20 protein-coding genes are annotated in these 25415 nt (G+C 57.5%); 14 read left to right on the forward strand and 6 right to left on the reverse strand.

The genetic code is table 11. The annotated features are described in order from the left end of the window. Positions 1-143: 143 nt before the first annotated feature. From mrcB to fhuB, 9 genes are all read left to right on the forward strand, one after another. The gene (mrcB, locus tag ACMWKK_RS19730; RefSeq protein WP_045327787.1) at positions 144-2663 is read left to right on the forward strand and encodes a bifunctional glycosyl transferase/transpeptidase; all 2520 of its coding nucleotides are present in this window, start codon (positions 144-146) and stop codon (positions 2661-2663) included. Between the two features lie 343 nt (positions 2664-3006). Beyond that, positions 3007-3579, forward strand: a complete 573-nt coding sequence (locus ACMWKK_RS19735) for a fimbrial protein (protein ID WP_112781067.1) — start codon at positions 3007-3009, stop codon at positions 3577-3579. Between the two features lie 42 nt (positions 3580-3621). Next, on the forward strand, positions 3622-4335 hold the full coding sequence (locus ACMWKK_RS19740; protein WP_072049975.1) for a molecular chaperone: 714 nt from the start codon (positions 3622-3624) through the stop codon (positions 4333-4335). A gap of 20 nt (positions 4336-4355) precedes the next feature. Further along, positions 4356-6833, forward strand: a complete 2478-nt coding sequence (locus tag ACMWKK_RS19745; protein WP_112781050.1) for a fimbria/pilus outer membrane usher protein — start codon at positions 4356-4358, stop codon at positions 6831-6833. 11 nt (positions 6834-6844) lie between these two features. After that, positions 6845-7843, forward strand: a complete 999-nt coding sequence (locus ACMWKK_RS19750; protein ID WP_161656344.1) for a fimbrial protein — start codon at positions 6845-6847, stop codon at positions 7841-7843. A 204-nt stretch (positions 7844-8047) separates the two neighbouring features. Then, positions 8048-10303 carry a ferrichrome porin FhuA gene (fhuA, locus tag ACMWKK_RS19755; protein WP_112781052.1) on the forward strand — a complete coding sequence of 752 codons (2256 nt, stop codon included), beginning with the start codon at positions 8048-8050 and terminating at the stop codon, positions 10301-10303. A 50-nt stretch (positions 10304-10353) separates the two neighbouring features. Beyond that, positions 10354-11151, forward strand: coding sequence for a Fe3+-hydroxamate ABC transporter ATP-binding protein FhuC (fhuC, locus tag ACMWKK_RS19760; RefSeq protein ID WP_032644120.1), 798 nt, complete (start codon positions 10354-10356; stop codon positions 11149-11151). Continuing rightward, complete coding sequence (gene fhuD / locus ACMWKK_RS19765; protein ID WP_112781053.1) at positions 11151-12038, forward strand: Fe(3+)-hydroxamate ABC transporter substrate-binding protein FhuD; 888 nt, start codon at positions 11151-11153, stop codon at positions 12036-12038. The genes fhuC and fhuD overlap by 1 nt, the downstream gene beginning before the upstream one ends. Beyond that, a complete protein-coding gene (gene fhuB / locus ACMWKK_RS19770) occupies positions 12035-14017 on the forward strand; it encodes a Fe(3+)-hydroxamate ABC transporter permease FhuB (RefSeq protein ID WP_112781054.1) in 1983 nt (660 codons plus the stop codon). The genes fhuD and fhuB overlap by 4 nt, the downstream gene beginning before the upstream one ends. 67 nt (positions 14018-14084) lie before the next feature. Here the strand turns inward: fhuB and hemL are convergent, their stop codons facing one another. Continuing rightward, positions 14085-15365: a glutamate-1-semialdehyde 2,1-aminomutase gene (hemL, locus tag ACMWKK_RS19775; protein ID WP_032644123.1), complete on the reverse strand. Its 1281-nt coding sequence runs from the start codon at positions 15363-15365 to the stop codon at positions 14085-14087. Positions 15366-15477: 112 nt separating this feature from the next. Here hemL and clcA point away from each other — a divergent pair, with 112 nt between their 5' ends. Continuing rightward, on the forward strand, positions 15478-16878 hold the full coding sequence (gene clcA / locus ACMWKK_RS19780; RefSeq protein ID WP_112781068.1) for a H(+)/Cl(-) exchange transporter ClcA: 1401 nt from the start codon (positions 15478-15480) through the stop codon (positions 16876-16878). A gap of 85 nt (positions 16879-16963) precedes the next feature. After that, positions 16964-17308: an iron-sulfur cluster insertion protein ErpA gene (erpA, locus tag ACMWKK_RS19785; RefSeq protein ID WP_008501923.1), complete on the forward strand. Its 345-nt coding sequence runs from the start codon at positions 16964-16966 to the stop codon at positions 17306-17308. Between the two features lie 58 nt (positions 17309-17366). Here erpA and ACMWKK_RS19790 read toward each other — a convergent pair whose 3' ends face one another. From ACMWKK_RS19790 to mtnN, 3 genes are read right to left on the reverse strand one after another with little or no spacing between them, the layout of a single operon-like run. Then, entirely contained in the window at positions 17367-17990 is a 624-nt protein-coding gene (locus ACMWKK_RS19790) for a TRIC cation channel family protein (RefSeq protein WP_045327799.1), read from the reverse strand. A 27-nt stretch (positions 17991-18017) separates the two neighbouring features. Beyond that, positions 18018-18818 carry a vitamin B12 ABC transporter substrate-binding protein BtuF gene (gene btuF, locus ACMWKK_RS19795; RefSeq protein ID WP_045327802.1) on the reverse strand — a complete coding sequence of 267 codons (801 nt, stop codon included), beginning with the start codon at positions 18816-18818 and terminating at the stop codon, positions 18018-18020. Continuing rightward, on the reverse strand, positions 18811-19509 hold the full coding sequence (gene mtnN, locus ACMWKK_RS19800; RefSeq protein ID WP_032644127.1) for a 5'-methylthioadenosine/S-adenosylhomocysteine nucleosidase: 699 nt from the start codon (positions 19507-19509) through the stop codon (positions 18811-18813). Before mtnN ends, btuF begins: the two co-directional genes overlap by 8 nt. An 82-nt stretch (positions 19510-19591) precedes the next feature. Between mtnN and dgt the strand changes: the two genes are divergently transcribed. The 3 genes from dgt to cdaR all read left to right on the forward strand — a co-directional run bounded on the left by dgt (position 19592) and on the right by cdaR (position 23981). Further along, positions 19592-21106: a dGTPase gene (dgt, locus tag ACMWKK_RS19805; RefSeq protein WP_112781055.1), complete on the forward strand. Its 1515-nt coding sequence runs from the start codon at positions 19592-19594 to the stop codon at positions 21104-21106. 131 nt (positions 21107-21237) lie between these two features. After that, complete coding sequence (gene degP / locus ACMWKK_RS19810) at positions 21238-22677, forward strand: serine endoprotease DegP (protein WP_112781056.1); 1440 nt, start codon at positions 21238-21240, stop codon at positions 22675-22677. Between the two features lie 146 nt (positions 22678-22823). Beyond that, positions 22824-23981, forward strand: coding sequence for a DNA-binding transcriptional regulator CdaR (cdaR, locus tag ACMWKK_RS19815; protein ID WP_045327810.1), 1158 nt, complete (start codon positions 22824-22826; stop codon positions 23979-23981). Between the two features lie 89 nt (positions 23982-24070). Here the strand turns inward: cdaR and ACMWKK_RS19820 are convergent, their stop codons facing one another. Continuing rightward, on the reverse strand, positions 24071-24460 hold the full coding sequence (locus ACMWKK_RS19820; RefSeq protein ID WP_008501916.1) for a DUF3461 family protein: 390 nt from the start codon (positions 24458-24460) through the stop codon (positions 24071-24073). Positions 24461-24571: 111 nt separating this feature from the next. Then, positions 24572-25396 (reverse strand): 2,3,4,5-tetrahydropyridine-2,6-dicarboxylate N-succinyltransferase, encoded by an 825-nt coding sequence (gene dapD / locus ACMWKK_RS19825; RefSeq protein WP_008501915.1) that lies wholly within the window; start codon positions 25394-25396, stop codon positions 24572-24574. Positions 25397-25415: the final 19 nt, after the last annotated feature.

Consider the following 25415-nt stretch of genomic DNA (forward strand, 5'->3'; position numbering starts at 1 on the left):
TCTCCCACGGGGAGAGGGAGAAAACACTAAAGACTTTCCTGTCAGGAAAGTCTTGCTGTTTATTTTGAGAGATTTCTTCTTTCACAGGCCTGTGAAAGAAAAGAGAATCTGGCCTTTGCGCCTGAAAGTTGCGGAGAAAAAGCATGGCGGGGAATGACCGCGAGCCAATTGGACGTAAGGGAAAACCCTCGCGTCCGGCAAAAGAAAAAGTAAGCCGTCGCCGCCTCAGAGATGAGGACTATGACGATGACTATGAAGACGATGAGGATGAAGAACCGATGCCGCGGAAAGGAAAGGGCAAAGGGCGCAAGCCTCGGGGCAAACGCGGCTGGTTCTGGCTGCTGCTGAAGCTGTTTATTGTTTTTGTTGTGCTGATGGCGATTTACGGCGTGTATCTGGATCAGAAGATCCGCAGCCGTATCGACGGTAAAGTCTGGCAGCTACCTGCGGCCGTGTATGGCCGTATGGTGAACCTTGAGCCAGATATGTCCATCACCAAAAACGAGATGGTGAAACTGCTGGAGGCCACCCAGTATCGTCAGGTGTCAAAAATGACGCGCCCTGGCGAATTTACCGTGCAGGCCAAAAGCATCGAGATGATCCGCCGTCCGTTTGATTTCCCGGACAGCAAAGAAGGCCAGGTACGCGCGCGTCTGACCTTTGACGGCGATCGCCTTGATACCATCGAGAACATGGATAACAACCGTCAGTTCGGTTTCTTCCGTCTCGATCCGCGTCTGATCACCATGCTCTCGTCAGCAAACGGAGAGCAGCGTCTGTTCGTGGCGCGTAACGGCTTCCCGGATCTGCTGGTGGATACCCTGCTGGCAACCGAGGACCGTCACTTCTACGAGCACGACGGCATCAGCCTTTACTCTATCGGCCGTGCGGTACTGGCGAACCTGACGGCGGGTCGCACCGTGCAGGGGGCGAGTACGCTGACCCAGCAGCTGGTGAAGAACCTGTTCCTCTCCAGCGAACGCTCTTACTGGCGTAAAGCGAACGAAGCCTATATGGCCGTGCTGATGGATGCGCGCTACAGCAAGGATCGTATTCTGGAGCTGTACATGAACGAGGTGTACCTCGGTCAGAGCGGCGATAACGAGATCCGCGGCTTCCCGCTGGCGAGCCTGTACTACTTTGGTCGTCCGGTCGAAGAGCTGAGCCTGGACCAGCAGGCGCTGCTGGTGGGCATGGTGAAAGGGGCGTCCATCTATAACCCGTGGCGTAATCCGAAGCTGGCGCTGGAGCGTCGTAACCTGGTGCTGCGTCTGCTGCAACAACAGCAGGTGATTGACCAGGAGCTGTACGACATGCTGAGCGCGCGTCCGCTTGGCGTTCAGCCGCGCGGTGGCGTTATTTCTCCTCAGCCTGCGTTTATGCAGCTGGTACGTCAGGAGCTACAAACCAAGCTGGGTGATAAGGTCAAAGATCTCTCCGGCGTGAAGATCTTCACGACCTTTGATTCGGTAGCCCAGGACGCGGCTGAAAAAGCGGCGGTGGAAGGCATTCCGGCGCTGAAGAAGCAGCGCAAGCTCTCCGATCTGGAAACCGCGATGGTGGTGGTTGACCGTAACACCGGCGAAGTGCGCGCGATGGTGGGCGGCGCCGAGCCGCAGTTTGCAGGCTACAACCGCGCCATGCAGGCCCGTCGTTCGATTGGTTCTCTGGCAAAACCGGCGACCTACCTGACGGCCCTGAGTCAGCCAAACCAGTATCGTCTGAATACCTGGATCGCGGATGCGCCGATCTCCCTGCGTCAGCCTAACGGCCAGGTCTGGTCCCCGCAGAACGATGATAAACAGTTCAGCGGCCAGGTCATGCTGGTGGATGCGTTGACCCGTTCCATGAACGTGCCAACGGTGAACCTGGGCATGTCGCTGGGCCTGCCTGCTATTGTCGACACCTGGCAAAAACTGGGCGTGTCGAAAGATCAGCTCCACCCGGTTCCGGCAATGATCCTTGGCGCTCTTAACCTGACGCCAATTGAAGTCGCCCAGGCATTCCAGACCATTGCCAGCGGCGGTAACCGTGCGCCGCTGTCGGCCCTGCGTTCGGTGATTGCCGAAGATGGCTCCGTGCTGTATCAGAGCTTCCCGCAGGCGGAACGTGCCGTTCCGGCTCAGGCCGCTTATATGACGCTGTGGACAATGCAGCAGGTTGTGCAGCGCGGTACCGGGCGTCAGCTGGGGGCGAAGTATCCCGGTCTGCACCTGGCGGGGAAAACCGGGACCACCAACAACAACGTTGATACCTGGTTTGCCGGTATCGATGGCCGCGAAGTGGTGATCACCTGGGTAGGCCGCGATAACAACCAGCCGACCAAGCTTTACGGTGCGAGCGGGGCGATGTCGATTTACCAGCGCTATCTGGCCAATCAGTCCCCGGTGCCGCTGAACCTGGTTGCGCCGGAAGATATCGTTGATATGGGCGTGGACAGTTCCGGTAACTTCGTCTGCGGCGGTGGGATGCGTACCCTACCGGTCTGGACGGCCAATCCGGACTCGCTGTGTCAGCAAAGCCAGCCTGAACAGCCCACGGGCAACCCGTTCGATCAATCTTCTCAGCCTCAGCAGCCGCAGCAGCAACAGCCGCAGCAGAATGAGAAGAAAGACAGCGATGGCGTCGCCGGCTGGATTAAGGATATGTTTGGCGGAAACTAATTAGTTCGCTGAATAAAAGGCCGCTTTATTATAAAGCGGCCTTTTTTATTATTCACAATTTGTAATTTTTTAATAAAAATAAATCCACAATTAAGAATTACTAAGGCTCATTATTTTTTATTTAAAACATACTCTTGTGCACGAGCGCGTGGCGTTGATTTTTATACGGTCTGGACAGTTGCAAGAATTATCTGATGTAATGTTCTTAAGGAACCCCTGTTTTTCCTTAAACGTTGCTGGCTAAATTGCCCGGCGTGAGTGATATAAAAGATTAAATAACATTCTGACGCACTGCACAGGCGCGGGAATGGATGACTGCATCGGTATATATAAGGATATCATTATGAATAAGTCTGTTATTTCTTCATTTCTGGCTGGAAGCATTATGGCTGCGCTCTCTTTGCCTGCATTTGCCGCGGGTGACTCCGGCACGGTGAATTTTGCCGGAAGAGTGGTGGCGAACACCTGTGAAATTGATGTCGACGGCTCGGGTACGACATCGTCAACCGTGACGTTCGCCGATACGTATCCTTCGGACTTTGGCTCTGACGGCGCGGTAGGCACCACCAAAGCGTTTAAGATCGAAGTGAAAAAATGCGACCCGCTGGTTTCCAAGATAAACCTCAAGTTCAGCGGTACAACGACGGACGCCGCGAAAAAACGGCTCAAGAACGATCTCAGCGGCGCAGGCAATGCCAGCAACGTTGGCATCATCGTCAGCAATGAAAACGGCTCGAAAGGCGATGTGGTGTTTGACGGCTCCGAACCCGCTGCGGGCACCGATGTGGCAAACGATGCGACAGGAGCCACCGCCTCCGTCTTTAACTACATCGCGAAGGTGATTCAGATTGGCAATACGGCACCAACCGCCGGCCGTTACTCCTCTTCGGCAACTTTCGAGGTTATGTATCGCTAAATAATGACTGGCAGCCTTAACGGCTGCCCTTTGGAACGGTGTATGAAGACGCTATTTAAATTATTATGTGGTTGTTTAGTTATATCTTGCCTGTCAGCCCAAGCCAGCGTAGTGCTGGGTGGGACGCGTATTATTTATCCTTCAAATAAATCTGAAGTACAAATAGCCCTTAAAAATAAAGATCCGCATACCCGTTATCTGGTGCAAAGCTGGGTCAGCTACGTTAATAATGCAAAAGCGCCCTTTGTCATTACGCCGCCCGTATATAAGCTGCAGGAAAACCGGCAAACGCTGTTACACATTATTTTTACCGGCGATAAAAAAAGCCTGCCGTCAGACCGCGAATCGCTGTTCCTGGCGAACGTGAAATCGGTCTCCGCGCTCTCCCCTGAGCTGAAAGAGAAAAATACCCTGCAGTTCGCGATGAAAACGCGGCTTAAGCTTTTCTGGCGTCCGTCTCAGCTAAACGAGTCCGATGCGCTGGTGGCGGATGAAAAATTAACGTTCCGTCGTCAGGGCGACACGCTTATCGCCAAAAACCCGACACCGTTTTACATCTCCTTTGGCGAGCTGGCCGTGGGCGGGAAAAGCGTACCGGTGGAAGAGACGGAAGCGACGCCGGGGGCCATCTCGATGATGGTCGCGCCGTTTAGCGAGCAGCATTTTGCGTTGCCAAAAGGGGCGGCGGGTGCGGTGACCTGGACGGCCATCAATGATTTCGGGGCGCAAACCCCTCAGCGCAAGCAGGCCCTTTAACGAGATCGTGTTGGAATGCTATGTCATCGTCCTTTCACCATAAGCAGGTATTGTCCGGGATCGTGCTCGCGCTGTTCGCCGCGATCCCGCCTGCGTGGGCCGATGACGAATTCAACCTGCGGATCCTTGAGCTGGATACCCCGCTGGAAAATACCGCAACGCTCAAAAACTTCATTAACGATAACGGCTTGCTGGCAGGAAGCTATCTCACCACCATCGTGTGGGATCGGGACGTCGTGGATAAACGCGTCGTCAACTATGTACTTTCTGACGATAAGCAGCGGCTTCTGCCGGAGCTGACCAAAGCAGACCTGCGTGAATACGGCGTGAACGTCGACGCCGTTCCGGATCTCAAAGATCTGGACGACGCGGCCTGCATTCGGGATATCTACCATTTTATTGAACATGCTCGCTACGATTACAGTCAGGATAACCAGACTCTGACGCTGGTCATCCCGCAGGTCTATCGTAGCCGCGCGGCTGCGGGCGCGATTAACCCGAAATTCTGGGATGACGGCGCCCCGGTGGCCTGGACAAGCTATCAGCTCAGCGGCTCTCAGCAGCACTACAGCATGGGCCAAAGCTCATCCACCTGGCTTGGCCTGACGTCGGGTCTTAATTTCGGCGCGTGGCGGCTGCGCAACAACAGTACCTGGAGTGATGCCTCGGGCTGGGACGCCATCGCCACCACCCTGCAGCGCGATATCAAAACGCTGCAAAGCCAGCTTGAGCTGGGCCAGACTTACACCAACGGCGAGCTGTTCGACAGCGTGCAGATGACCGGCATGACGCTGGAGACGGATACGGCGATGCTGCCGGTCAGCCAGCAGGGGTTTGCGCCCGTCGTGCGCGGGATTGCCAACAGCGATGCAAAAGTCACCATTAAGCAAAACGGCTACATGGTTTATCAAACCAACGTCTCGCCGGGGCCGTTTGAGATCCGTGACCTAAGCCAGGTTTCCTCCGGCTCGGATCTGGAGGTGACCGTTGAAGAGGCGGATGGCACAGAGCACAGCTTCATACAGGCGAGCGCGTCGGTGCCGGTGCTCCAGCGCGAGGGCGGGTTTAAGTATTCGCTGGCGGCCGGACGCTATCGCGCTAATGAAGGGGAGGAGGAACCAGCCTTCGTGCAGGGCACGGCCATTTATGGCCTGCCGTACGGGGTGACGGCCTACACCGGAGTGCAGGGGGCGTCGCTGTATCATGCGCTGCTGCTGGGGGTTGGCGCGGATTTGGGCCGTCTGGGGTCTGCCTCGGTAGACCTCACTTCCGCCCGAACCGCCTTTGATGACGGGCGTGACGACGCAAATGGGCTTTCATGGCGTGCACAATATTCAAAAGATATTTCCGATACGGATACTACCGTTACGCTTGCGAGCTACCGCTATTCCACCTCCGGGTTTTATACCTTCCAGGAAGCCATCGATCAGCGCAACAGCGCGATCGATGACGGCATTTATACCTACCGCAGGACCAACAACCGCCGAAGCCGCATGCAGGTAAACCTTTCCCAGCGTCTCTCTGACTGGGGCTCGGCGTATCTTAACGGCTATCAGCAGGATTACTGGGATATGGACGGTCACGAGCGCAGCGTCAGCGCCGGGCTGAGCTCCAGCTGGCGGGATATTACCTGGTCGATAAGCTACAACCTGACCCGCACGCCCGATGCCGATACCGATCGGCAGCTGGCGCTGAACGTCAACATCCCGCTATCGCGCTGGCTTTCTAACGCGTGGGCCAGCTACAGCGTGAACACTGCAGGCGGCGGATTTGCCTCGCACCAGGTGGGGATCGGCGGAACCGCGCTTGAGGATAACAAGCTGAGCTATAACCTGCAGCAGACCTACGCCAACAAAGATACAGGCTATGGCGCGAGCGTATCAGGACGCTACCGCGGCTCGTCCGGCGAGGTTGGCATGGGGTACAGCTACGGCGGGGATAACCGACAGTGGAACTACAGCGCGCAGGGTTCCATCGTGGCCCACGGTCAGGGCATTACGCTGGGGCAGCCCGTGCGGGACGCCTTCGCGATTGTCCACATCGACGACGGCGAGAACGTCAACGTTCAGAACGGGCGGGGCATTTATACCGATGCCTTTGGCAATGCAATTGTGCCGTCGCTGACGGCATACCGACACAATATCCTTACGGTCAACACGCAGGATCGCAGCGATATTGATATTGACGCGGCAACGCTGGACCTCGTGCCGACAAAAGGGGCGGCGATACTGGCGACCTTCGAGGCCCGCGTTGGGCGTCGCGCGCTGGTCGCCCTGCGCCGTCAGGGTAAACCGGTGCCGTTTGGCGCCATCGTGGCGCTTGATAACACCACCGCGATTGTCGGTGATGAGGGCGAAGTCTACCTCTCCGGACTCAAAGGACACACCTCGTTCAGCGCGCAGTGGGGAGAGGCGCAGAACGAACAGTGCCATGGCGCCATCGATTTGCCGGATGGCAATCCCGACGGAATCATTAACATCGCGGCCAATTGCCGCTGAAGCAGGAGTAAATGCGCGTGACTACGCTGGTTAGAAGCTTTATCTCGGTCGTCCTGCTGGCAGCCGCCTCGTTGATACACCCGGCTTTTGCCGACTGTTCCTTCAGCGGCGGGGAGGGCGGTATCGTTACCTTTCAAATTCCTCAGACCATTATTCTCGACCCCGATACGCCTGTCGGCACCATCATTTACGACCATGCCGTCGAAAGCGATGTCATTACGGTGCACTGCGGCGGCGCAGACGAGAGGATCCGTCGCGGCTATTTAACCCTGACGGACGCTGACGCGCGCGAGGATGTTATGCCGGGGGTCTATAGAACCAACCTGCCGGGTATTGGCATCCGCGCGGCGGCCTCGACCGAGCGGGTCCCCGTCTACACGGTGGATGATCTTGTGCGCCCCTGGCAATATTACGGCTCCATCCATGGCTACTCTGATAATACGGTCATCTTTCGGGCCGCCGCCCAACTGGTGGTCATCGGTCCGGTTCAGGAAGGGGATGTGGATACCTCGCGCCTGACCGCGCAGGATACGCTAGGAGGAGCCGTAATTGGCGAGATGCGTTTTTCGCCCACCAGCGTTCATATCGCCACCAACACCTGTAACCTGGCTGACCGTAACATTTATGTTCCCCTCAAAACGGTCAACGCGCAGGATTTTGTTGGAAACTACTCCGACATACTGACTGACAGCAGCTTTAAAATTGCAATAAACGACTGCAGGGCGGGGACGAAGGTGGATTATCAGTTTGTCAGCTCGCGCTCAACGGGGCTCATTAACGACAATATTCTGGACATTGCCTCCGGCGATGCCGCCGCCCAGGGACTAGGCATTCAACTTCTCGACAAAAATAACAATGTGCTGCAGTTCGACCAGACCTATACCGCGTTAACCACCACGCAGGACAAGGCGCCGGTAGAGATCCCCCTGAAGGCTCGCTATATCAAAATGGGGCCGATCAAACCGGGAAAAGTTGAGGCTGTCGCCACGTTCGAGCTGTTTTATCGCTGATGCTTCCGGCCCGCTCCGGCGGGTTTTGGCGATCCTTTCGCTAACATCATTAACCCCCTGTTTTCATCTGGTTAATTCTTAATCCCTTAATTCTGGCAGGGCCGCTTATTGCTTGCTATGCAACCGGCGTTTCGCCTATTATTCTTGCGCTCATAATAATAATTCTCGTTTACGTTATCATTCACTTTTCCATCAGAGATAAACATGGCGCTTTCCAATACAGCTCAGCCAATTAACGCGTCGCTGCGAAAAGTCGCGGTTGTCGTTGCCACAGCGGTTGCCGGCATGTCTGCTTACGCGCAGGCCGCCGACGCCCCGAAAAAAGAAGAAACCATTACGGTAACCGCAGCGCCTGCGGCACAGGAAAGTGCCTGGGGGCCAGCGGCGACTATCGCGGCAAGACAGTCTGCCACCGGCACGAAAACGGACACCCCAATCCAGAAGGTGCCGCAGTCTATTTCAGTGGTCACGGCCGAAGAGATGGCGCTGCACCAGCCCCGCTCGGTGAAAGAAGCCCTGAGCTATACGCCGGGCGTAGCGGTGGGGACGCGCGGTGCGTCAAATACCTATGACTACCTGGTTATTCGCGGCTTTGCGGCCGATGGCCAGAGCCAGAACAACTACCTCGACGGTATGAAGATGCAGGGCAACTTCTACAACGACGCGGTGATTGACCCTTATATGCTGGAGCGCGCCGAGATCATGCGCGGTCCGGTTTCCGTTCTGTACGGCAAAAGCAGCCCTGGCGGTTTGCTGAATATGGTAAGCAAGCGCCCAACCACCGAGCCGCTGAAAGAAGTACAGTTCAAAATGGGTACCGACAGCCTGTTCCAGACCGGCTTTGACTTCAGCGATGCCATCGACGACGATGGCGTCTACTCATACCGCCTGACGGGCGTTGCGCGTTCGAACAACTCGCAGCAGGAAGGGAAAGGCGAACAGCGTTACGCCATCGCGCCTGCGTTCTCCTGGCGTCCGGATGACAAGACCATCTTCACGTTCCTCTCTTACTTCCAGAACGAGCCTGAGACGGGCTACTACGGCTGGTTGCCAAAAGAGGGAACCGTCGATCCGCTGCCAAACGGCGATCGTCTGCCGACGAACTTCAACGAAGGCGCGAAGAACAATACCTATTCCCGTAACCAGAAAATGGTGGGATACAGCTTCGACCACGAGTTCAACGACACCTTTACCGTGCGTCAGAACCTGCGCTATGCGCAGAATAAAACCTCGCAAAACAGCGTCTACGGCTACGGCATGTGTTCAGATCCGCTTTACTCGAGTAATCCGGCCTCCAGCCCTTGCGCGAGCGTTCCTCAGTCGCAGTGGGGACACACGCTGACTCGCCAGTATGTGATCGATAACGAGAAGCTGGAAAACTTCACTGTTGATACGCAGCTGCAGAGCAAGTTCGCGACGGGTTCCGTCGATCACACTCTGCTGACGGGCGTTGATTTCATGCGCATGCGTAATGACATCGACTCGTGGTTTGGCTATGCCGGCTCCGTTGCGCCATCTGATATTTATCACCTCGATCGTGGCGACTTCGATTTCGGTTCTCATCCTGGACCGTCAGGCGCCTATCAGGTGCTGAACAAGCAAAAGCAGACCGGCATTTACGCTCAGGATCAAATTGAGTGGGATAAAGTCCTGGTGACGCTGGGCGGTCGTTATGACTGGGCCAATCAGGAATCGTATAACCGCGTGTTGAATACTACTTCCGAGCGTAATGACACGCAGTTCACCTGGCGTGGTGGCGTTAACTACCTGTTTGATAACGGTGTCACCCCTTACTTTAGCTACAGCGAGTCGTTTGAACCTGCTTCTCAGACCGGAGCGAACGGCAACGTCTTTGCACCGTCTAAAGGTAAGCAGTATGAAGCGGGCGTGAAATACGTGCCGAACGACCGTCCAATTGTCGTCACCGGTGCGGTATACCAGCTAACCAAAACCAACAACCTGATGGCGGACCCTGCGGGATCCTTCTTCTCCGTTGAAGGCGGTGAAATCCGCGCCCGTGGCGTAGAAGTGGAAGCCAAAGCGGCCCTGTCGGCGAGCGTGAACGTTGTCGGTTCCTACACCTATACCGATGCGGAATACACCACCGATACGAACTACAAAGGCAACACGCCTGCTCAGGTGCCTAAACACATGGCATCCGTGTGGGGTGATTACACGATGTTTGATGGCCCACTGTCTGGCCTGACGCTGGGTACCGGCGTTCGCTACACCGGATCCAGCAAAGGCGATCCGGCGAACACCTTCACGGTAGGCAGCTACACCGTTGTCGATGCGCTGGTCAGATACGATCTGGCGCGCGTGGGCATGGCAGGCTCGAACGTGGCGCTGCACGTGAACAACCTGTTCGATCGCGAGTACGTTGCCAGCTGCTTCAACACCTACGGCTGCTTCTGGGGTGCTGAACGTCAGGTTGTTGCCACCGCGACCTTCCGCTTCTAACCGCTCTTTGGGCACGGTTCGCCGTGCCCTTTTTATTTAAGTTGGCTGATATGCAGGATAATCAAACGCAATCCGACACCACCTTCACGCTCAACCATCTCTCCTTTCGCGTACCCGGACGCACGCTGCTGCATCCGCTCTCTCTGACGTTCCCAGCCGGTAAAGTGACGGGCCTGATTGGCCACAACGGCTCCGGTAAATCCACGCTGCTCAAGATGCTGGGGCGCCATCAGCCGCCGTCTGAAGGGGATATCCTGCTGGATGACCAGCCGCTGGAGAGCTGGAGCAGCAAAGCCTTTGCGCGCAAAGTGGCCTATCTGCCGCAGCAGCTGCCGCAGGCGGAGGGGATGACGGTGCGCGAGCTGGTAGCGATTGGGCGCTATCCGTGGCACGGGGCGCTGGGACGCTTTGGCGTGGCCGACCGGGAGAAAGTGGAAGAGGCGATTGCGCTGGTGGGGCTAAAGCCGCTGGCGCACCGTCTGGTGGATAGCCTGTCTGGTGGCGAGCGTCAGCGGGCGTGGATTGCGATGCTGGTGGCGCAGGACAGCCGCTGCCTGCTGCTGGACGAACCGACCTCTGCGCTGGATATTGCCCATCAGGTCGACGTGCTGGCGCTGGTGCATCGCTTAAGCCAGCAGCGCGGCCTGACGGTCATTGCGGTCCTGCACGATATCAACATGGCGGCGCGCTACTGCGATTATCTTGTGGCGCTGCGCGGGGGTGAGATGATTGCCCAGGGCACGCCGTCAGAGCTGATGCGCAGCGATACGCTGGAACATATTTACGGTATTCCGATGGGTATTCTGCCTCACCCTGCCGGGGCTGCACCGGTGAGCTTCGTCTACTGATGCTGGACAACATGCGCATTAGCCGCCGTCGCCTGCTGACGGCGATGGCCCTCTCACCGCTGCTGTTAAAAATGAATACGGCGCGTGCTGACGTCGATCCACACCGCATCGTGGCCCTGGAGTGGCTGCCGGTCGAGCTGATGATGGCGCTCGGCGTGACGCCCTACGGCGTGGCGGATATTCCCAACTATAACCTCTGGGTGAACGAGCCGACGCTGCCGGACTCGGTGATCGACATCGGCCTGCGTACGGAGCCAAACCTTGAGCTGCTTACCCAGATGAAACCCTCGTTCCTGTTCTGGTCAGCGGGCTACGGTCCGTCAGAAGAGATCCTGGCGCGCATTGCGCCGGGGCGCGGTTTTTCCTTTAGCGACGGTAAAAAACCGCTGACCGTGGCGAAAAAATCCATAAACGAGATGGCGCATTTCCTCAACCGGGAAGCGGAGGCCAAAAAGCATCTCGACGAATTTGACGCTTTGATTGACTCGCTTAAGCCGCGCTTTGCGCACCGGGGCGATCGCCCGCTGCTGATGGTAACGCTGCTGGATGCCCGCCATGTGCTGGTCTTCGGTAAAAACTGCCTGTTCCAGGAGGTGCTCGACAGCTTCGGCATTCGCAACGCCTGGGAAGGGGAGATGACCTTCTGGGGCAGTAACGCCGTGGGTATCGATCGTCTGGCGGCGTTTCGCGATGTGGACGTGCTGTGCTTCGACCACGGCAACGAACGCGACATGCAGACCCTGATGGCGACGCCGCTCTGGCAGGCGATGCCGTTCGTGCGCGAGGGGCGCTTCCAGCGCGCGCCCGCAGTGTGGTTTTACGGCGCGACGCTGTCGGCCATGCATTTTGCCCGCGTGCTGGATAACGCGCTGGGAGGCAAAGCATGAGTCAGCGTATTGCCCGTTTCCCGCTGCTGCTGCTGTCCGCGCTTTTGCTGGCCGCGCTGGTACTCACCGGGTTCAATCTCTCGACGGCGTTACCGCGCGCGCAGTGGGGCGTCGCGCTGGCCTCGCCGGATATCGACAATATTCAGCAGATGCTGTTCCACTACAGCCTGCTGCCGCGTCTGGCGATCTCCCTTTTGGTCGGGGCCGGTTTAGGGCTGGTGGGCGTGCTGTTCCAGCAGGTTTTACGTAACCCGCTGGCGGAGCCGACCACGCTCGGCGTCGCGACCGGGGCGCAGCTTGGCATCACCGTCACGACGCTGTGGGCATTGCCCGGCGCGTTAACCTCGCAGTTTGCGGCCCTCGCGGGGGCGTGCGTCGTGGGGGCACTGGTCTTTGGCGTAGCCTGGGGAAAACGTCTTTCGCCGGTTACGCTAATCCTGGCCGGGCTGGTGGTCAGCCTCTATTGCGGGGCGATCAATCAGCTGCTGGTGCTGTTCCATCACGACCAGCTGCAAAGCATGTTCCTGTGGAGTACCGGCACCCTTACCCAGACTGACTGGAGCGTTGTTGAGCGCCTGTGGCCGCAGCTGGCTGGCGGCGCGCTGCTGACGATGCTGCTGCTGCGTCCGTTAACGCTGATGGGGCTGGATGATGGCGTGGCGCGCAACCTGGGCCTGGCGTTATCACTGGCGCGTCTGGCGGCGCTGGCGCTGGCGATTGTGCTCAGCGCGCTGCTGGTGAATGCGGTGGGGATTATCGGCTTTATCGGGCTGTTTGCCCCGCTGCTGGCGAAAATGCTCGGGGCGCGTCGCCTTCTGGCGCGTCTGCTGCTGGCTCCGCTGATCGGGGCGCTGATCCTCTGGCTTTCCGATCAAATTATTCTCTGGCTGGCCCGCGTCTGGATGGAAGTCTCTACGGGCTCGGTGACGGCGCTAATCGGTGCGCCGCTGCTGCTGTGGCTGCTGCCGCGTCTGCGCAGCATCAGCGCGCCCGCGATGGATGCGGGCGATAACGTTTACGCTGAGCGCCAGTCTGTGCTGTGGTTTAGCCTTGCGGGCCTGGCCGTGCTGTTGCTGGCCTCCTTTGCGGCGCTCGCGTTCGGGCGCGATGCAACCGGCTGGCACTGGGCCACGGGTGATTTGCTCAATGAACTGCTGCAGTGGCGCTGGCCGCGCATCTTCGCTGCGCTGATCGCAGGGGTGATGCTGGCGGTGGCGGGGTGCATTATTCAGCGTCTGACCGGCAACCCGATGGCGAGCCCTGAAGTGCTCGGGATCAGCTCCGGCGCCGCCTTTGGCGTGGTGCTGATGCTGTTCTTCGTACCGGGTAACGCGTTTGGCTGGCTGATGCCTGCCGGAAGTATCGGTGCGGCAGCCACGCTGATGATTATCCTGATAGCCGCCGGTCGCGGCGGGTTTTCACCGCACCGCATGCTGCTGGCAGGGATGGCGCTCAGCACCGCCTTTACCATGCTGCTGATGATGCTGCAGGCAAGCGGCGATCCGCGTATGGCGAAGATCCTGACCTGGATTTCCGGCTCAACGTACAACGCCACCGGCAGCCAGGTGCTCTGGTCCGGGAGCGTGATGCTCGTACTGCTGGCGATGGTGCCGCTGTGCCGCCGCTGGATGACCATTCTGCCGCTCGGCGGGGAAACCGCGCGCGCGGTGGGGATGGCGCTGACGCCAGCCCGTGTCGCGCTGCTGCTGCTCGCTGCGTGCCTGACGGCGACGGCAACCATGACCATTGGCCCGCTGAGTTTTGTCGGATTAATGGCACCGCACATTGCCAGAATGATGGGATTCCGCCGGACGATGCCGCATATCGTGATGTCGGCCCTGACGGGTGGGGTAATGCTGGTGCTGGCAGACTGGTGCGGAAGAATGGTGCTTTTCCCGTATCAGATCCCGGCGGGACTGCTGTCAACCTTTATCGGCGCGCCGTATTTTATTTATCTGTTGAGAAAGCAGAGCCGGTAATAAAAGCAAACGGCAATCTTTAGAACATCGTAGGCCGGGTAAGCGTTAGCGCCACCCGGCAATTCCCTTAGAGCTTCGCAAACACCTTACGCGCCGCGTCGATGGTGTTGTTGATATCCTCTTCGCTGTGCGCCACGGACATAAAGCCCGCTTCGAACGCTGACGGCGCGAGGTACACGCCTTCTTCCAGCATCAGGTGGAAGAAGCGCTTGAAGCGTTCAACGTCGCACTTCACCACGTCCTGATAGCAGGTCACGGTTTTCGCATCGGTGAAGAAGATCCCGAACATGCCGCCCACGTGGTTGACCACCAGCGGAATGCCAGCCTCTTCTGCGGCTTCCAGCAGACCGTTTGCCAGCTGGGTGGTACGGTCGGTCAGGGTTTCGTGGATGCCCGGCTGCGCCACTTCGGTCAGGCAGGCAAAACCCGCCGCCATCGCGATAGGGTTACCGGAGAGCGTGCCCGCCTGGTAAACCGGGCCGGTAGGCGCCAGGGCTTCCATCACGTCCTTACGGCCACCAAACGCGCCGACCGGCATGCCGCCACCGATGATTTTACCGAGGCAGGTCAGGTCCGGCTCGACGTCATAATAAGACTGGGCACCCGCCAGCGCCACGCGGAAGCCAGTCATGACTTCATCGATGATCAGCAGCGCGCCGAACTCATCGCACAGGGCGCGCAGGCCCGGCAGGAAGTCAGGCTGCGGTGGGATGCAGTTCATGTTGCCCGCAACCGGCTCAACGATGATGCAGGCGATCTCCTGCGGATACTGCTCGAACGCCGCGCGAACGGTGCTCAGATCGTTGTAGGTGCAGGTCAGGGTATGCTTCGCGAAATCTGCCGGTACGCCCGGGGAGTTTGGCTGTCCGAGGGTCAGCGCGCCGGAACCGGCTTTTACCAGCAGACAGTCCGCGTGGCCGTGGTAGCAGCCTTCGAATTTAATGATTTTATCGCGGCCGGTAAAACCGCGCGCCAGGCGGATCGCGCTCATGGTCGCTTCAGTACCGGAGTTCACCATACGCACCATGTCCATGGTCGGCACCAGTTCAGTCACCAGCTCCGCCATCTTCACTTCCATCTCGGTTGGCGCACCGAAGCTCAGGCCGCGCTGGGCGGCTTCAATCACCGCGTTACGAATGGCAGGATGGTTATGCCCCAGCACCATCGGCCCCCAGGAACCGACATAATCAACGTAGGCTTTGCCATCGACATCATACAGATATGCGCCGTCAGCGCGTTCAATAAACAGCGGCGTGCCGCCCACGCCGGTAAAGGCGCGCACGGGTGAGTTCACGCCACCCGGAATTAGCTCTCGGGCTGCACTGTAGAGATTTTCTGACTTGCTCATGGCATCGTTCCTGGTTCGTAGAAATAAGTTTAGGTGGCTATTCTAAGTGATCTACAGAAGGTGTGTCTGGTAAAATCCCGCAGGTTATTTGTATGACGAAAAAGAACAGGTAATGAAAGAAAACTCTCCTTCATTTGAAGAACAACAGTTTACGCGCGCCCAGCACCGAATCAGCATTCGGCGGCTGCTTAATCGCGATAAAACCCCGCTGGCTATCCTGCTGGCCGCAGCCGTGGTGGGAACGCTCGCGGGCCTGGCTGGCGTGGCGTTTGAAAAAGCGGTCAATGCCGTACTTAACTGGCGAGTGGGGACCGTGGCCGGTTTCGCCGACAGCGAGTGGCTGGTCTGGCTTATGGCATTCGGCCTGTCGGCGCTGTTTGCCATGGTGGGGTATTTTCTGGTGCGTAAATTCGCGCCGGAAGCGGGCGGCTCCGGCATCCCGGAAATTGAAGGGGCGCTGGAGGAGCTGCGCCCGGTGCGCTGGTGGCGGGTGATTCCGGTTAAATTTATCGGCGGCATGGGGACGCTGGGCGCGGGGATGGTGCTGGGCAGGGAAGGGCCAACGGTGCAGCTGGGGGGCAACGTCGGCCGCATGGTGGGCGATCTGTTTCGCATGCGAAGCGCCGAAGCGCGCCATACGCTGCTGGCCACCGGCGCGGCGGCGGGGCTTTCAGCCGCGTTTAACGCGCCGCTGGCGGGCATCTTGTTCATTATCGAAGAGATGCGCGCGCAGTTTCGCTACAACCTGATCTCCATAAAAGCGGTGTTTACCGGCGTCATTATGTCGAGCATTGTCTTTCGCCTCTTTAATGGCGAGGGGGCGGTGATTGAGGTGGGCAAGCTGACCAACGCCCCGGTCAACACCCTGTGGCTTTACCTGATCCTCGGCATGGTTTTTGGCGTCGTGGGGCCGCTGTTTAACACCTTTATCCTGCGCGCTCAGGATATGTTCCAGCGCATTCACGGCGGGAACACCACGAAATGGGTGCTGATGGGCGGCCTGCTGGGCGGAATGTGCGGCGTGCTTGGCTTTATTGAGCCGAATGCCGCAGGCGGCGGGTTCGGGCTGATCCCCATTGCGGCGGCGGGGAACTTCAGCGTCGGTCTGCTGCTGTTTATGTTTATCTCCCGCGTCATCACGACGGTGCTCTGCTTTTCCTCCGGCGCGCCCGGCGGGATATTCGCCCCGATGCTGGCGCTGGGTACGCTGCTGGGCACCGCGTTTGGTATGGCGGCTGAAGCGGGTTTTCCCGCCTATCATCTTGACGCCGGGACCTTTGCGGTGGCCGGAATGGGGGCGCTGCTGGCCGCCTCACTGCGTGCGCCGTTGACCGGGATCGTGCTGGTGCTGGAGATGACGGACAATTACCAGCTCATTTTGCCAATGATCATTACCTGTCTCGGCGCGACACTATTAGCCCAATTCCTGGGTGGAAAACCGCTATACTCCACCATCCTCGCGCGTACCCTGGCAAAACAAGAGGCTGAGCGGGCCGCCACGCAGAATACTTGAATGAATTACCAGGGTATTAGATAATGACACAAAGAATTGGGTGAATTTTGCCCAATGGCAGTAGCAGTATTCATGGGAGCATAAGATGAGTGATGATGTAGCTGTGCCGCTGGAGTTTACCGAAGCAGCAGCCAACAAAGTGAAAACCCTGATTGCCGACGAAGACAATCCGGATCTGAAACTGCGTGTTTATATTACCGGTGGCGGCTGCAGCGGCTTCCAGTATGGTTTTACCTTTGACGATCAGGTTAACGATGGCGATATGACCATCGAGAAACAGGGCGTCGCGCTGGTGGTTGACCCGATGAGCCTGCAATATCTGGTGGGTGGTTCGGTAGATTACACCGAGGGTCTGGAAGGATCGCGCTTTGTGGTGACCAACCCGAACGCGACAAGCACCTGCGGGTGTGGTTCTTCGTTCAGCATTTAAGCCTGAATGCGGATTGTAGGCCCGGTAAGCGAAGCGCCACCGGGCTTATAAACGACGCCTATCTTGAATTTTCATCCAGCGCAAACGTCGGCAGCTTGAGGTGCCAGCGTATCGCCGCCAGACGAATCACCAGCGTCACGACCATCCCCAGCATCGCGGCATTTTCCAGCGGGATTGCAAAGGTGTAGTACGCAGTCGCGTGAACAATCCCGCCCGCAATGCAGGCCGTTGCGTAAATTTCAGTACGCAGGATCATCGGCACTTCGCGCGCCAGAATGTCGCGAATGATCCCGCCGCCCACGCCGGTTAACACGCCCATGCAGATTGCCACCATCGGACCGGTACCCGCATTAAACGCCTTATTGACGCCAATACCGACAAACACGGCCAGACCGACGGCATCCAGTACCGGCAATATCCACTTGGGTAATCTGCGCGGCTGGCGAACCAGCACGATGGTTAACAGGCAGGTGACCATCGCGACCACCAGATCGGTCGGATCTTTCACCCAAAACACCGGGCCATTCGCCAGCGCCATGTCGCGGATCGTCCCGCCGCCGACGGCGGTCACCACGCCCAGCACCAGCACGCCAAACGGATCCATGCGTAGCTTTCCGGCGAGCAGGACGCCGGAGATAGCAAAAACGGCTGTGCCAAGAATATCCAGCCAATAAACGAGCATCGTTAAATCCTCGAAAAAGGTCTTCTGTTAGTGACTCTCTGCCAGCGCGGCACAGAGCTGTTTTGCGGCGAGGATAATACGCGGGCTGGCGCGTTCAAACCAGTCGCTGTTGAGGGGTATGACCGGTATTTTTAGCTGCTTTTGCCAGAATTGTTCAATTTTGGGAATTTCGCTCGCATTTCCGACCACGACGATGGCCTGCGGCTGGCGTGCCAGAACCTGCTCACGGCTTACCTGAGGCCACGGCACCCGGCTGGCTGCAAAAATGTTTTCACCCCCGCAGACTTCCAGCACCTGGTTCTGAATCGACCCTTTTCCGGTGGTGAACAGCGGCTGGCTGCCAAACTGCAGGAAGATGCGTTTTCTCGCAGGGGTATCGTATTGGGATTTCAGCGCGGCATAGTCGCTCAGCATCTGGTTCGCCGCAGCCTCGGCTTTTTTGGGCGCAGGGCTATAAGGGGCGAGGGCGCGCAGTGCCTGAGCGACCTGCTCAATGCTGACGGCATCAATCCACATGACCTTGATGCCTAGCGAGGCAAGCTGGTTGACCTGCCGCTCGGCGTTGCCGCCCCGCCAGGCCAGCACGAGATCCGGCTTGAGCGCCACGATGCGCTCAACGTTCATCCCCTGCCAGGTGGCCACCTGTTCAATACCCGCAGCCTGCGGCGGGTAATCCGAATAGCTGCTCACGCCAACCGGCGTGATCCCGGCGGCAAAGGCCAGTTCCGTATTTGCAGGGGAGAGCGTAATCACGCGCGGTACGGCATAGAGCCACAGCGGGGCGAGAAGAAGCAGGGCGACCAGCGCCCTGACGGTATGTTTAGCCACGTGCCAGGTTCTGCACCAGGCGTTCCACCATCACGGTGGACTGTTTTGCCGCAACGGTCAGGAACTCGTCGAAGCTGATGTGGGACTGCTGGTCTGCCACGTCAGAGATGGCGCGAACCACCACGAACGGTACGTTAAAGTTATGGCAAACGTGCGCAATCGCGGTCGCTTCCATCTCAACGGCCACCGCCTGAGGGAAGTTATGGCGGATTTTTGCCAGCCCAACGGAGCCGTTGATGAAGGCATCACCGCTAACGATCAGACCGCGTACCGCGTTGAGGTTGAGTTCTGCAATGCAGGTCTCTGCCGCCGCAATCAGCTTGTCGTCAGCTTTAAAACCCGCAGGACATCCCGGAAGCTGACCGTATTCGTAACCAAATGCGGTGACGTCGGCATCGTGGTAACGCGCTTCGTCGGAAACCACGATATCACCCACTTTCAGCGTCGGCGCCAGGCCGCCCGCAGAGCCGGTGTTAACGATAACGTCCGGCTTGCAGCGCTCAAGCAGCAGGGTTGCACCCAGCGCAGCAGCTACTTTACCGATGCCTGATTTCAGCAGAGCCACCTCAACACCGTTCAGCTGGCCGGTGTAGATCTCACAACCCCCCAGAGAGAGGGTCTGACGGTTCTCAATTTTGTCACGCAGCAGCGTAACTTCTTCTTCCATTGCACCAATAATGCCGATTTTCATAGATTTACTCGCGATGTGCCTTGTTAAGATGCATAGTCTATCATGCGGTTAAGGGGAAACGCATTCTCACGCGGGGGAGCACATGTCACCAATCGATTTTCGTACCAAAATTAACTGGCACCGACGTTTCCGTTCGCCGCAGGGCGACAAGAGCGAACATGAGATCCTGCGTATCTTCGAAAGCGATCGCGGGAGAATCATTAACTCGCCCGCCATTCGCCGTCTGCAGCAAAAGACCCAAGTGTTCCCGCTGGAACGTAACGCCGCGGTGCGCACGCGCTTAACCCACTCAATGGAAGTGCAGCAGGTTGGGCGCTACATTGCCAAAGAGATTTTGAGCCGTCTTAAAGAGCAGCGTTTACTGGAAACCTATGGGCTTGACGAGCTGACGGGGCCCTTCGAGAGCATCGTTGAGATGGCCTGCCTGATGCATGACATCGGCAACCCGCCTTTCGGCCACTTTGGCGAGGCGGCAATCAATGACTGGTTTAAACAGCGGCTTCATCCTTCGGATGCGTTAAGCCAGCCGCTGAGCGATGACCGCTGCACCGTTCGGGATTTACGCCTGCGTGAAGGCGAGGACGGGCTTAACGATCTGCGCCGCAAAGTACGTCAGGATCTCTGCCACTTTGAGGGCAACGCGCAGGGGATCCGGCTGGTTCATTCCCTGATGCGCATGAACCTGACCTGGGCACAGGTTGGCTGCATTCTGAAATATACGCGCCCCGCGTGGTGGATGGGGGAGACGCCCGCGTCCCACAGCTATTTAATGAAAAAGCCGGGCTATTACCTGTCCGAAGAGGCCTATATTGAACGGCTGCGTAAAGAACTTTCGCTGACGCCAAACGGCCGCTTTCCATTGACCTGGATTATGGAAGCCGCGGATGATATTTCCTATTGCGTGGCCGACCTGGAAGACGCCGTGGAGAAAAGAATCTTCAGCGTCGAGGAGCTGTATCAGCATCTTTATGCGGCCTGGGGCACTCATGAAAAAGGCTCGCTGTTTGCTCAGGTGGTCGAAAATGCCTGGGAAAAATCGCGTTCAAATACGTTAAGCCGCAGTACGGAAGACCAGTTCTTTATGTATTTGCGGGTCAATACATTAAATAAACTGGTACCGTATGCGGCGTCGCGCTTTATTGATAATTTGCCGCTCATCTTCAGCGGGGAATTCAACCACGCGCTGCTGGAAGACGACAGCAGTTTCAGCCAACTCCTTGAGCTTTATAAACATGTGGCGATGCGGCATGTATTCAGCCATCCGGATGTCGAGCAATTAGAACTGCAGGGCTATCGGGTCATCAGTGGCTTACTGGAAATTTATTCCCCGCTGCTCCAGCTGTCGGCCGAGGAATTCAGCGAGCTGGTGGAACACGAGCGCGTGCGCCGGATCCCGATTGAATCGCGGCTTTATCAGAAACTCTCTACCCGGCATCGTCTGGCGTATGTCGAAGCTATTGGCAAGCTGGATCGCCATTCTTCCCAATGGCCGGTGATGGAATATTATTATCGCTGCCGCCTTATTCAGGACTATATCAGCGGCATGACGGATTTGTATGCCTGGGATGAATACCGCAAGCTCATGGCGGTGGAATAACGTCGGAGTTTTGTAAAGACGGCCAATAAATTTTTACCTTTTCCATAAACTTATCGCCGGAACTAAGCGGTATAAAATGAATCTGAGTTACACAGCAATTTTGCGTTACCTGTAAATCGAGATTAAGAAACATGAAAAAAACCACATTAGCAATGAGTGCACTGGCTCTGAGTTTAGGTTTAGCGCTGTCTCCTCTGACTGCTACTGCAGCCGAGACCGCGTCGTCGGCAGCAACCGCGCAGCAGATGCCAAGCCTGGCACCGATGCTCGAAAAAGTGATGCCATCGGTGGTGAGTATTAACGTTGAGGGTAGCACGACCGTCAATACGCCGCGCATGCCGCGTAACTTCCAGCAGTTCTTCGGTGACAACTCACCGTTCTGCCAGGACGGTTCGCCATTCCAGAGCTCGCCGTTCTGCCAGGGCGGCGGTGCCGGGGATGACGGCCAGGGCGGCGGCGGCCAGCAGCAGAAATTCATGGCGCTTGGCTCGGGGGTGATTATTGATGCCGCTAAAGGCTACGTCGTCACCAATAACCACGTTGTTGATAACGCCAGCACCATTAAGGTTCAGCTGAGCGATGGCCGCAAGTTCGACGCCAAGGTGGTGGGTAAAGATCCGCGCTCCGACATCGCGCTGATTCAGATTCAGGATCCGAAAAACCTGACGGCGATTAAGCTTGCCGACTCTGACGCGCTGCGCGTCGGTGACTATACCGTGGCGATCGGTAACCCGTTCGGTCTGGGTGAAACCGTGACCTCGGGCATCGTCTCTGCGCTGGGCCGTAGCGGCCTGAACGCTGAAAACTACGAGAACTTCATCCAGACGGATGCGGCGATCAACCGCGGTAACTCCGGCGGTGCGCTGGTGAACCTGAACGGCGAGCTGATCGGTATCAACACCGCGATCCTGGCCCCGGACGGCGGCAACATCGGTATCGGCTTTGCTATTCCGAGCAACATGGTGAAAAACCTGACCGCGCAGATGGTGCAGTACGGCCAGGTGAAACGCGGCGAGCTGGGTATCCTCGGTACGGAACTGAACTCCGAGCTGGCTAAGGCGATGAAAGTTGACGCTCAGCGCGGGGCATTCGTCAGCCAGGTGATGCCGAACTCCTCTGCGGCAAAAGCGGGCATTAAGGCAGGTGACGTGATCACCTCCCTGAACGGTAAGCCGATCAGCAGCTTTGCCGCGCTGCGCGCCGAAGTGGGCTCAATGCCGATTGGCAGCAAAGTGACCCTCGGCCTGCTGCGCGACGGTAAGCCGGTTAACGTGAGCCTGGAGCTGCAGCAGAGCAGCCAGAATCAGGTGGATTCCAGCACCATCTTCAGCGGTATTGAAGGGGCTGAGATGAGCAACAAAGGCGCAGATAAAGGCGTGGTGGTGAACAACGTGAAGGCGAACTCACCGGCAGCCCGCATTGGCCTGAAAAAAGGCGATGTGATTATGGGTGCTAACCAGCAGCCGGTGAAAAACATCGCTGAACTGCGCAAAATTCTCGACAGCAAGCCGTCCGTGCTGGCGCTGAATATCCAGCGTGGTGATACCTCTATCTACCTGCTGATGCAGTAATCCTCTTAAGCCCCTGTTCGCAGGGGCTTTCTCGTTTCTGTGACGCTTAGCACAACTCCATACATCTTCCTCTCTCTTTGTGCATTCGCACAATGCAGCCGATACTGAACTTCCCTATGCTTGAGCTCTGCTCAAAGGAGGATTCCATGGCTGGCTGGCATCTTGATACCAAAATGGCGCAGGATATCGTGGCGCGCACCATGCGCATCATTGATACCAATATCAACGTAATGGATGCCCGTGGGCGCATTATTGGCAGCGGCGATCGTGAGCGTATAGGGGAATTGCACGAAGGTGCGCTGCTGGTGCTTTCTCAGGGGCGGGTCGTGGATATCGACGATGCGGTAGCGAAACACCTGCACGGCGTTCGCCAGGGCATCAACCTCCCGCTGCGCCTTGAAGGCGAGATTGTCGGGGTCATCGGCCTGACCGGCGAGCCGGAGTCTCTGCGAAAATACGGCGAGCTGGTCTGCATGACGGCAGAGATGATGCTGGAGCAGTCGCGCCTGATGCACCTGCTGGCTCAAGATAGCCGCCTGCGTGAAGAGCTGGTGATGAACCTCATTCAGGCGGAAGAACATACGCCTGCACTCAGCGAATGGGCGCAGCGTCTGGGGATCGATCTGAACCAGCCGCGCGTGGTGGCGGTCATTGAGGTCGACAGCGGCCAGCTTGGCGTGGACAGCGCGATGGCCGAGCTGCAGCAGCTGCAAAATGCGCTGGCGACGCCGGAGCGCGATAACCTGGTGGCGATCGTTTCCCTGACGGAAATGGTGGTGCTCAAACCGGCGCTCAATGCGTTTGGCCGCTGGGATGCGGACGATCATCGCCGTCGCGTGGAGCTGCTGATCTCCCGCATGAAGGAGAATGGCCAGCTGCGTTTTCGCGTTGCGCTGGGCAACTACTTTACCGGGCCGGGCAGCATCGCCCGCTCCTGGCGTACCGCGCGCACCACCATGATGGTGGGCAAGCAGCGGATGCCGGAGAGCCGGAGCTACTTCTATCAGGACCTGATGCTGCCGGTGCTGCTCGACAGCCTGCGCGGAGGCTGGCAGGCCAACGAGCTGGCGCGGCCCCTGGCGCGTCTGAAAGCCATGGACAACAACGGCCTGCTGCGCCGGACGCTGCAGGCGTGGTTCCGCCATAACGTGCAGCCGCTGGCGACCTCGAAGGCGCTGTTTATTCACCGCAATACCCTTGAGTATCGGTTAAACCGGATTTCAGAGCTGACGGGGCTGGACCTGGGGAATTTTGACGACAGGCTGCTGCTGTATGTGGCGCTGCAGCTTGACGAACAGAGATGATGCTTTTTGCCGGGTGGCGGCTTCGCCTTACCCGGCCTACATGCGTTCGTAGGCCCGGTAAGCGAAGCGCCACCGGGCAATAAAACGGCTTATTTATTGCGCGTTAACTTCTCAAGATCCGCTTCAATCTCGCTGATCTTGTTGGTCACAACGCTTTCAAGGTGACGCAGATCGTCAAGGATCTTACGCTTGAGATCGACTTCGGTGCGGTCGCGCTGGCAGATCTGATCGAGTTCGTCGATCACATAGCGCAGGTTAGGGCTGATTTCCTGTACTTCTTTGTATCCCTGACCTACGCCGTCAGCAACAACGGTCTTACGCTGGCGTGGATATTTAAACTTCACGCTTTTGGCGAAAAACTCTCCTTTATCCTTGTGAAAATAGATTTTCAAAATATCGTTATTGGCTTCCTGACGGAGGCTGTAACGATCAATTTCATCAGGATTGGTAATGCCCAGACTTTTCAGATTATCGTACATAGCGGTACCCTTGATCTCAACATAACCTTTGAATAATTAACGAAAAAATCTATTTTCGCCACCCTCAGATATAAAAAAAGCGGGGTTGCCCCCGCTTTTTGTTATACCCGATTAATCGATGGTGCGCAGCAACTCGTTGATGCCCACCTTACCGCGCGTTTTCGCATCCACTTTCTTCACGATAACCGCACAGTACAGGCTGTATTTGCCATCTTTTGACGGCAGATTGCCGGAAACCACCACGGAGCCGGCCGGAACGCGACCGTAATGCACTTCGCCGGTTTCACGGTCGTAAATACGGGTGCTCTGACCGATGTAAACGCCCATGGAGATCACGGAACCTTCTTCTACGATCACGCCTTCAACCACTTCAGAGCGCGCGCCGATGAAGCAGTTGTCTTCGATGATGGTCGGGTTAGCCTGCAGCGGCTCCAGAACACCACCGATGCCCACGCCGCCGGACAGGTGAACGTTTTTACCGATCTGCGCGCAGGAACCCACTGTGGCCCATGTATCAACCATGGTGCCTTCGTCAACGTAGGCGCCGATGTTCACGTAGGATGGCATCAGCACGGTGTTGCGGGCGATAAAGGCGCCCTGACGCACTGCCGCAGGCGGTACCACGCGGAAGCCTTCTTTCTGGAAACGCGCTTCGTCGTAGTCAGCGAACTTCATCGGCACTTTATCGAAGTAGCGGCTTTCTGCGCCGTCGATAACCTGGTTATCGTTGATGCGAAAAGAGAGCAGCACGGCCTTCTTCAGCCATTGATGAGTGACCCACTGACCGTCGATTTTTTCTGCCACGCGCAGCGCGCCGGAATCCAGCAGGGAAATCACCTGGTTTACCGCTTCACGGGTCACGGTATCCACATTTGCCGGGGTAATCTCGGCGCGACGCTCAAAAGCGGACTCAATAACGTTCTGTAACTGCTGCATTGTTTACTCTTTCCATTTC

Origin of the sequence: Enterobacter sp. 01-M-03-SI-ECC, assembly GCF_047530215.1 — a bacterium.
Taxonomy (GTDB): Bacteria; Pseudomonadota; Gammaproteobacteria; order Enterobacterales; family Enterobacteriaceae; genus Enterobacter; species Enterobacter chengduensis.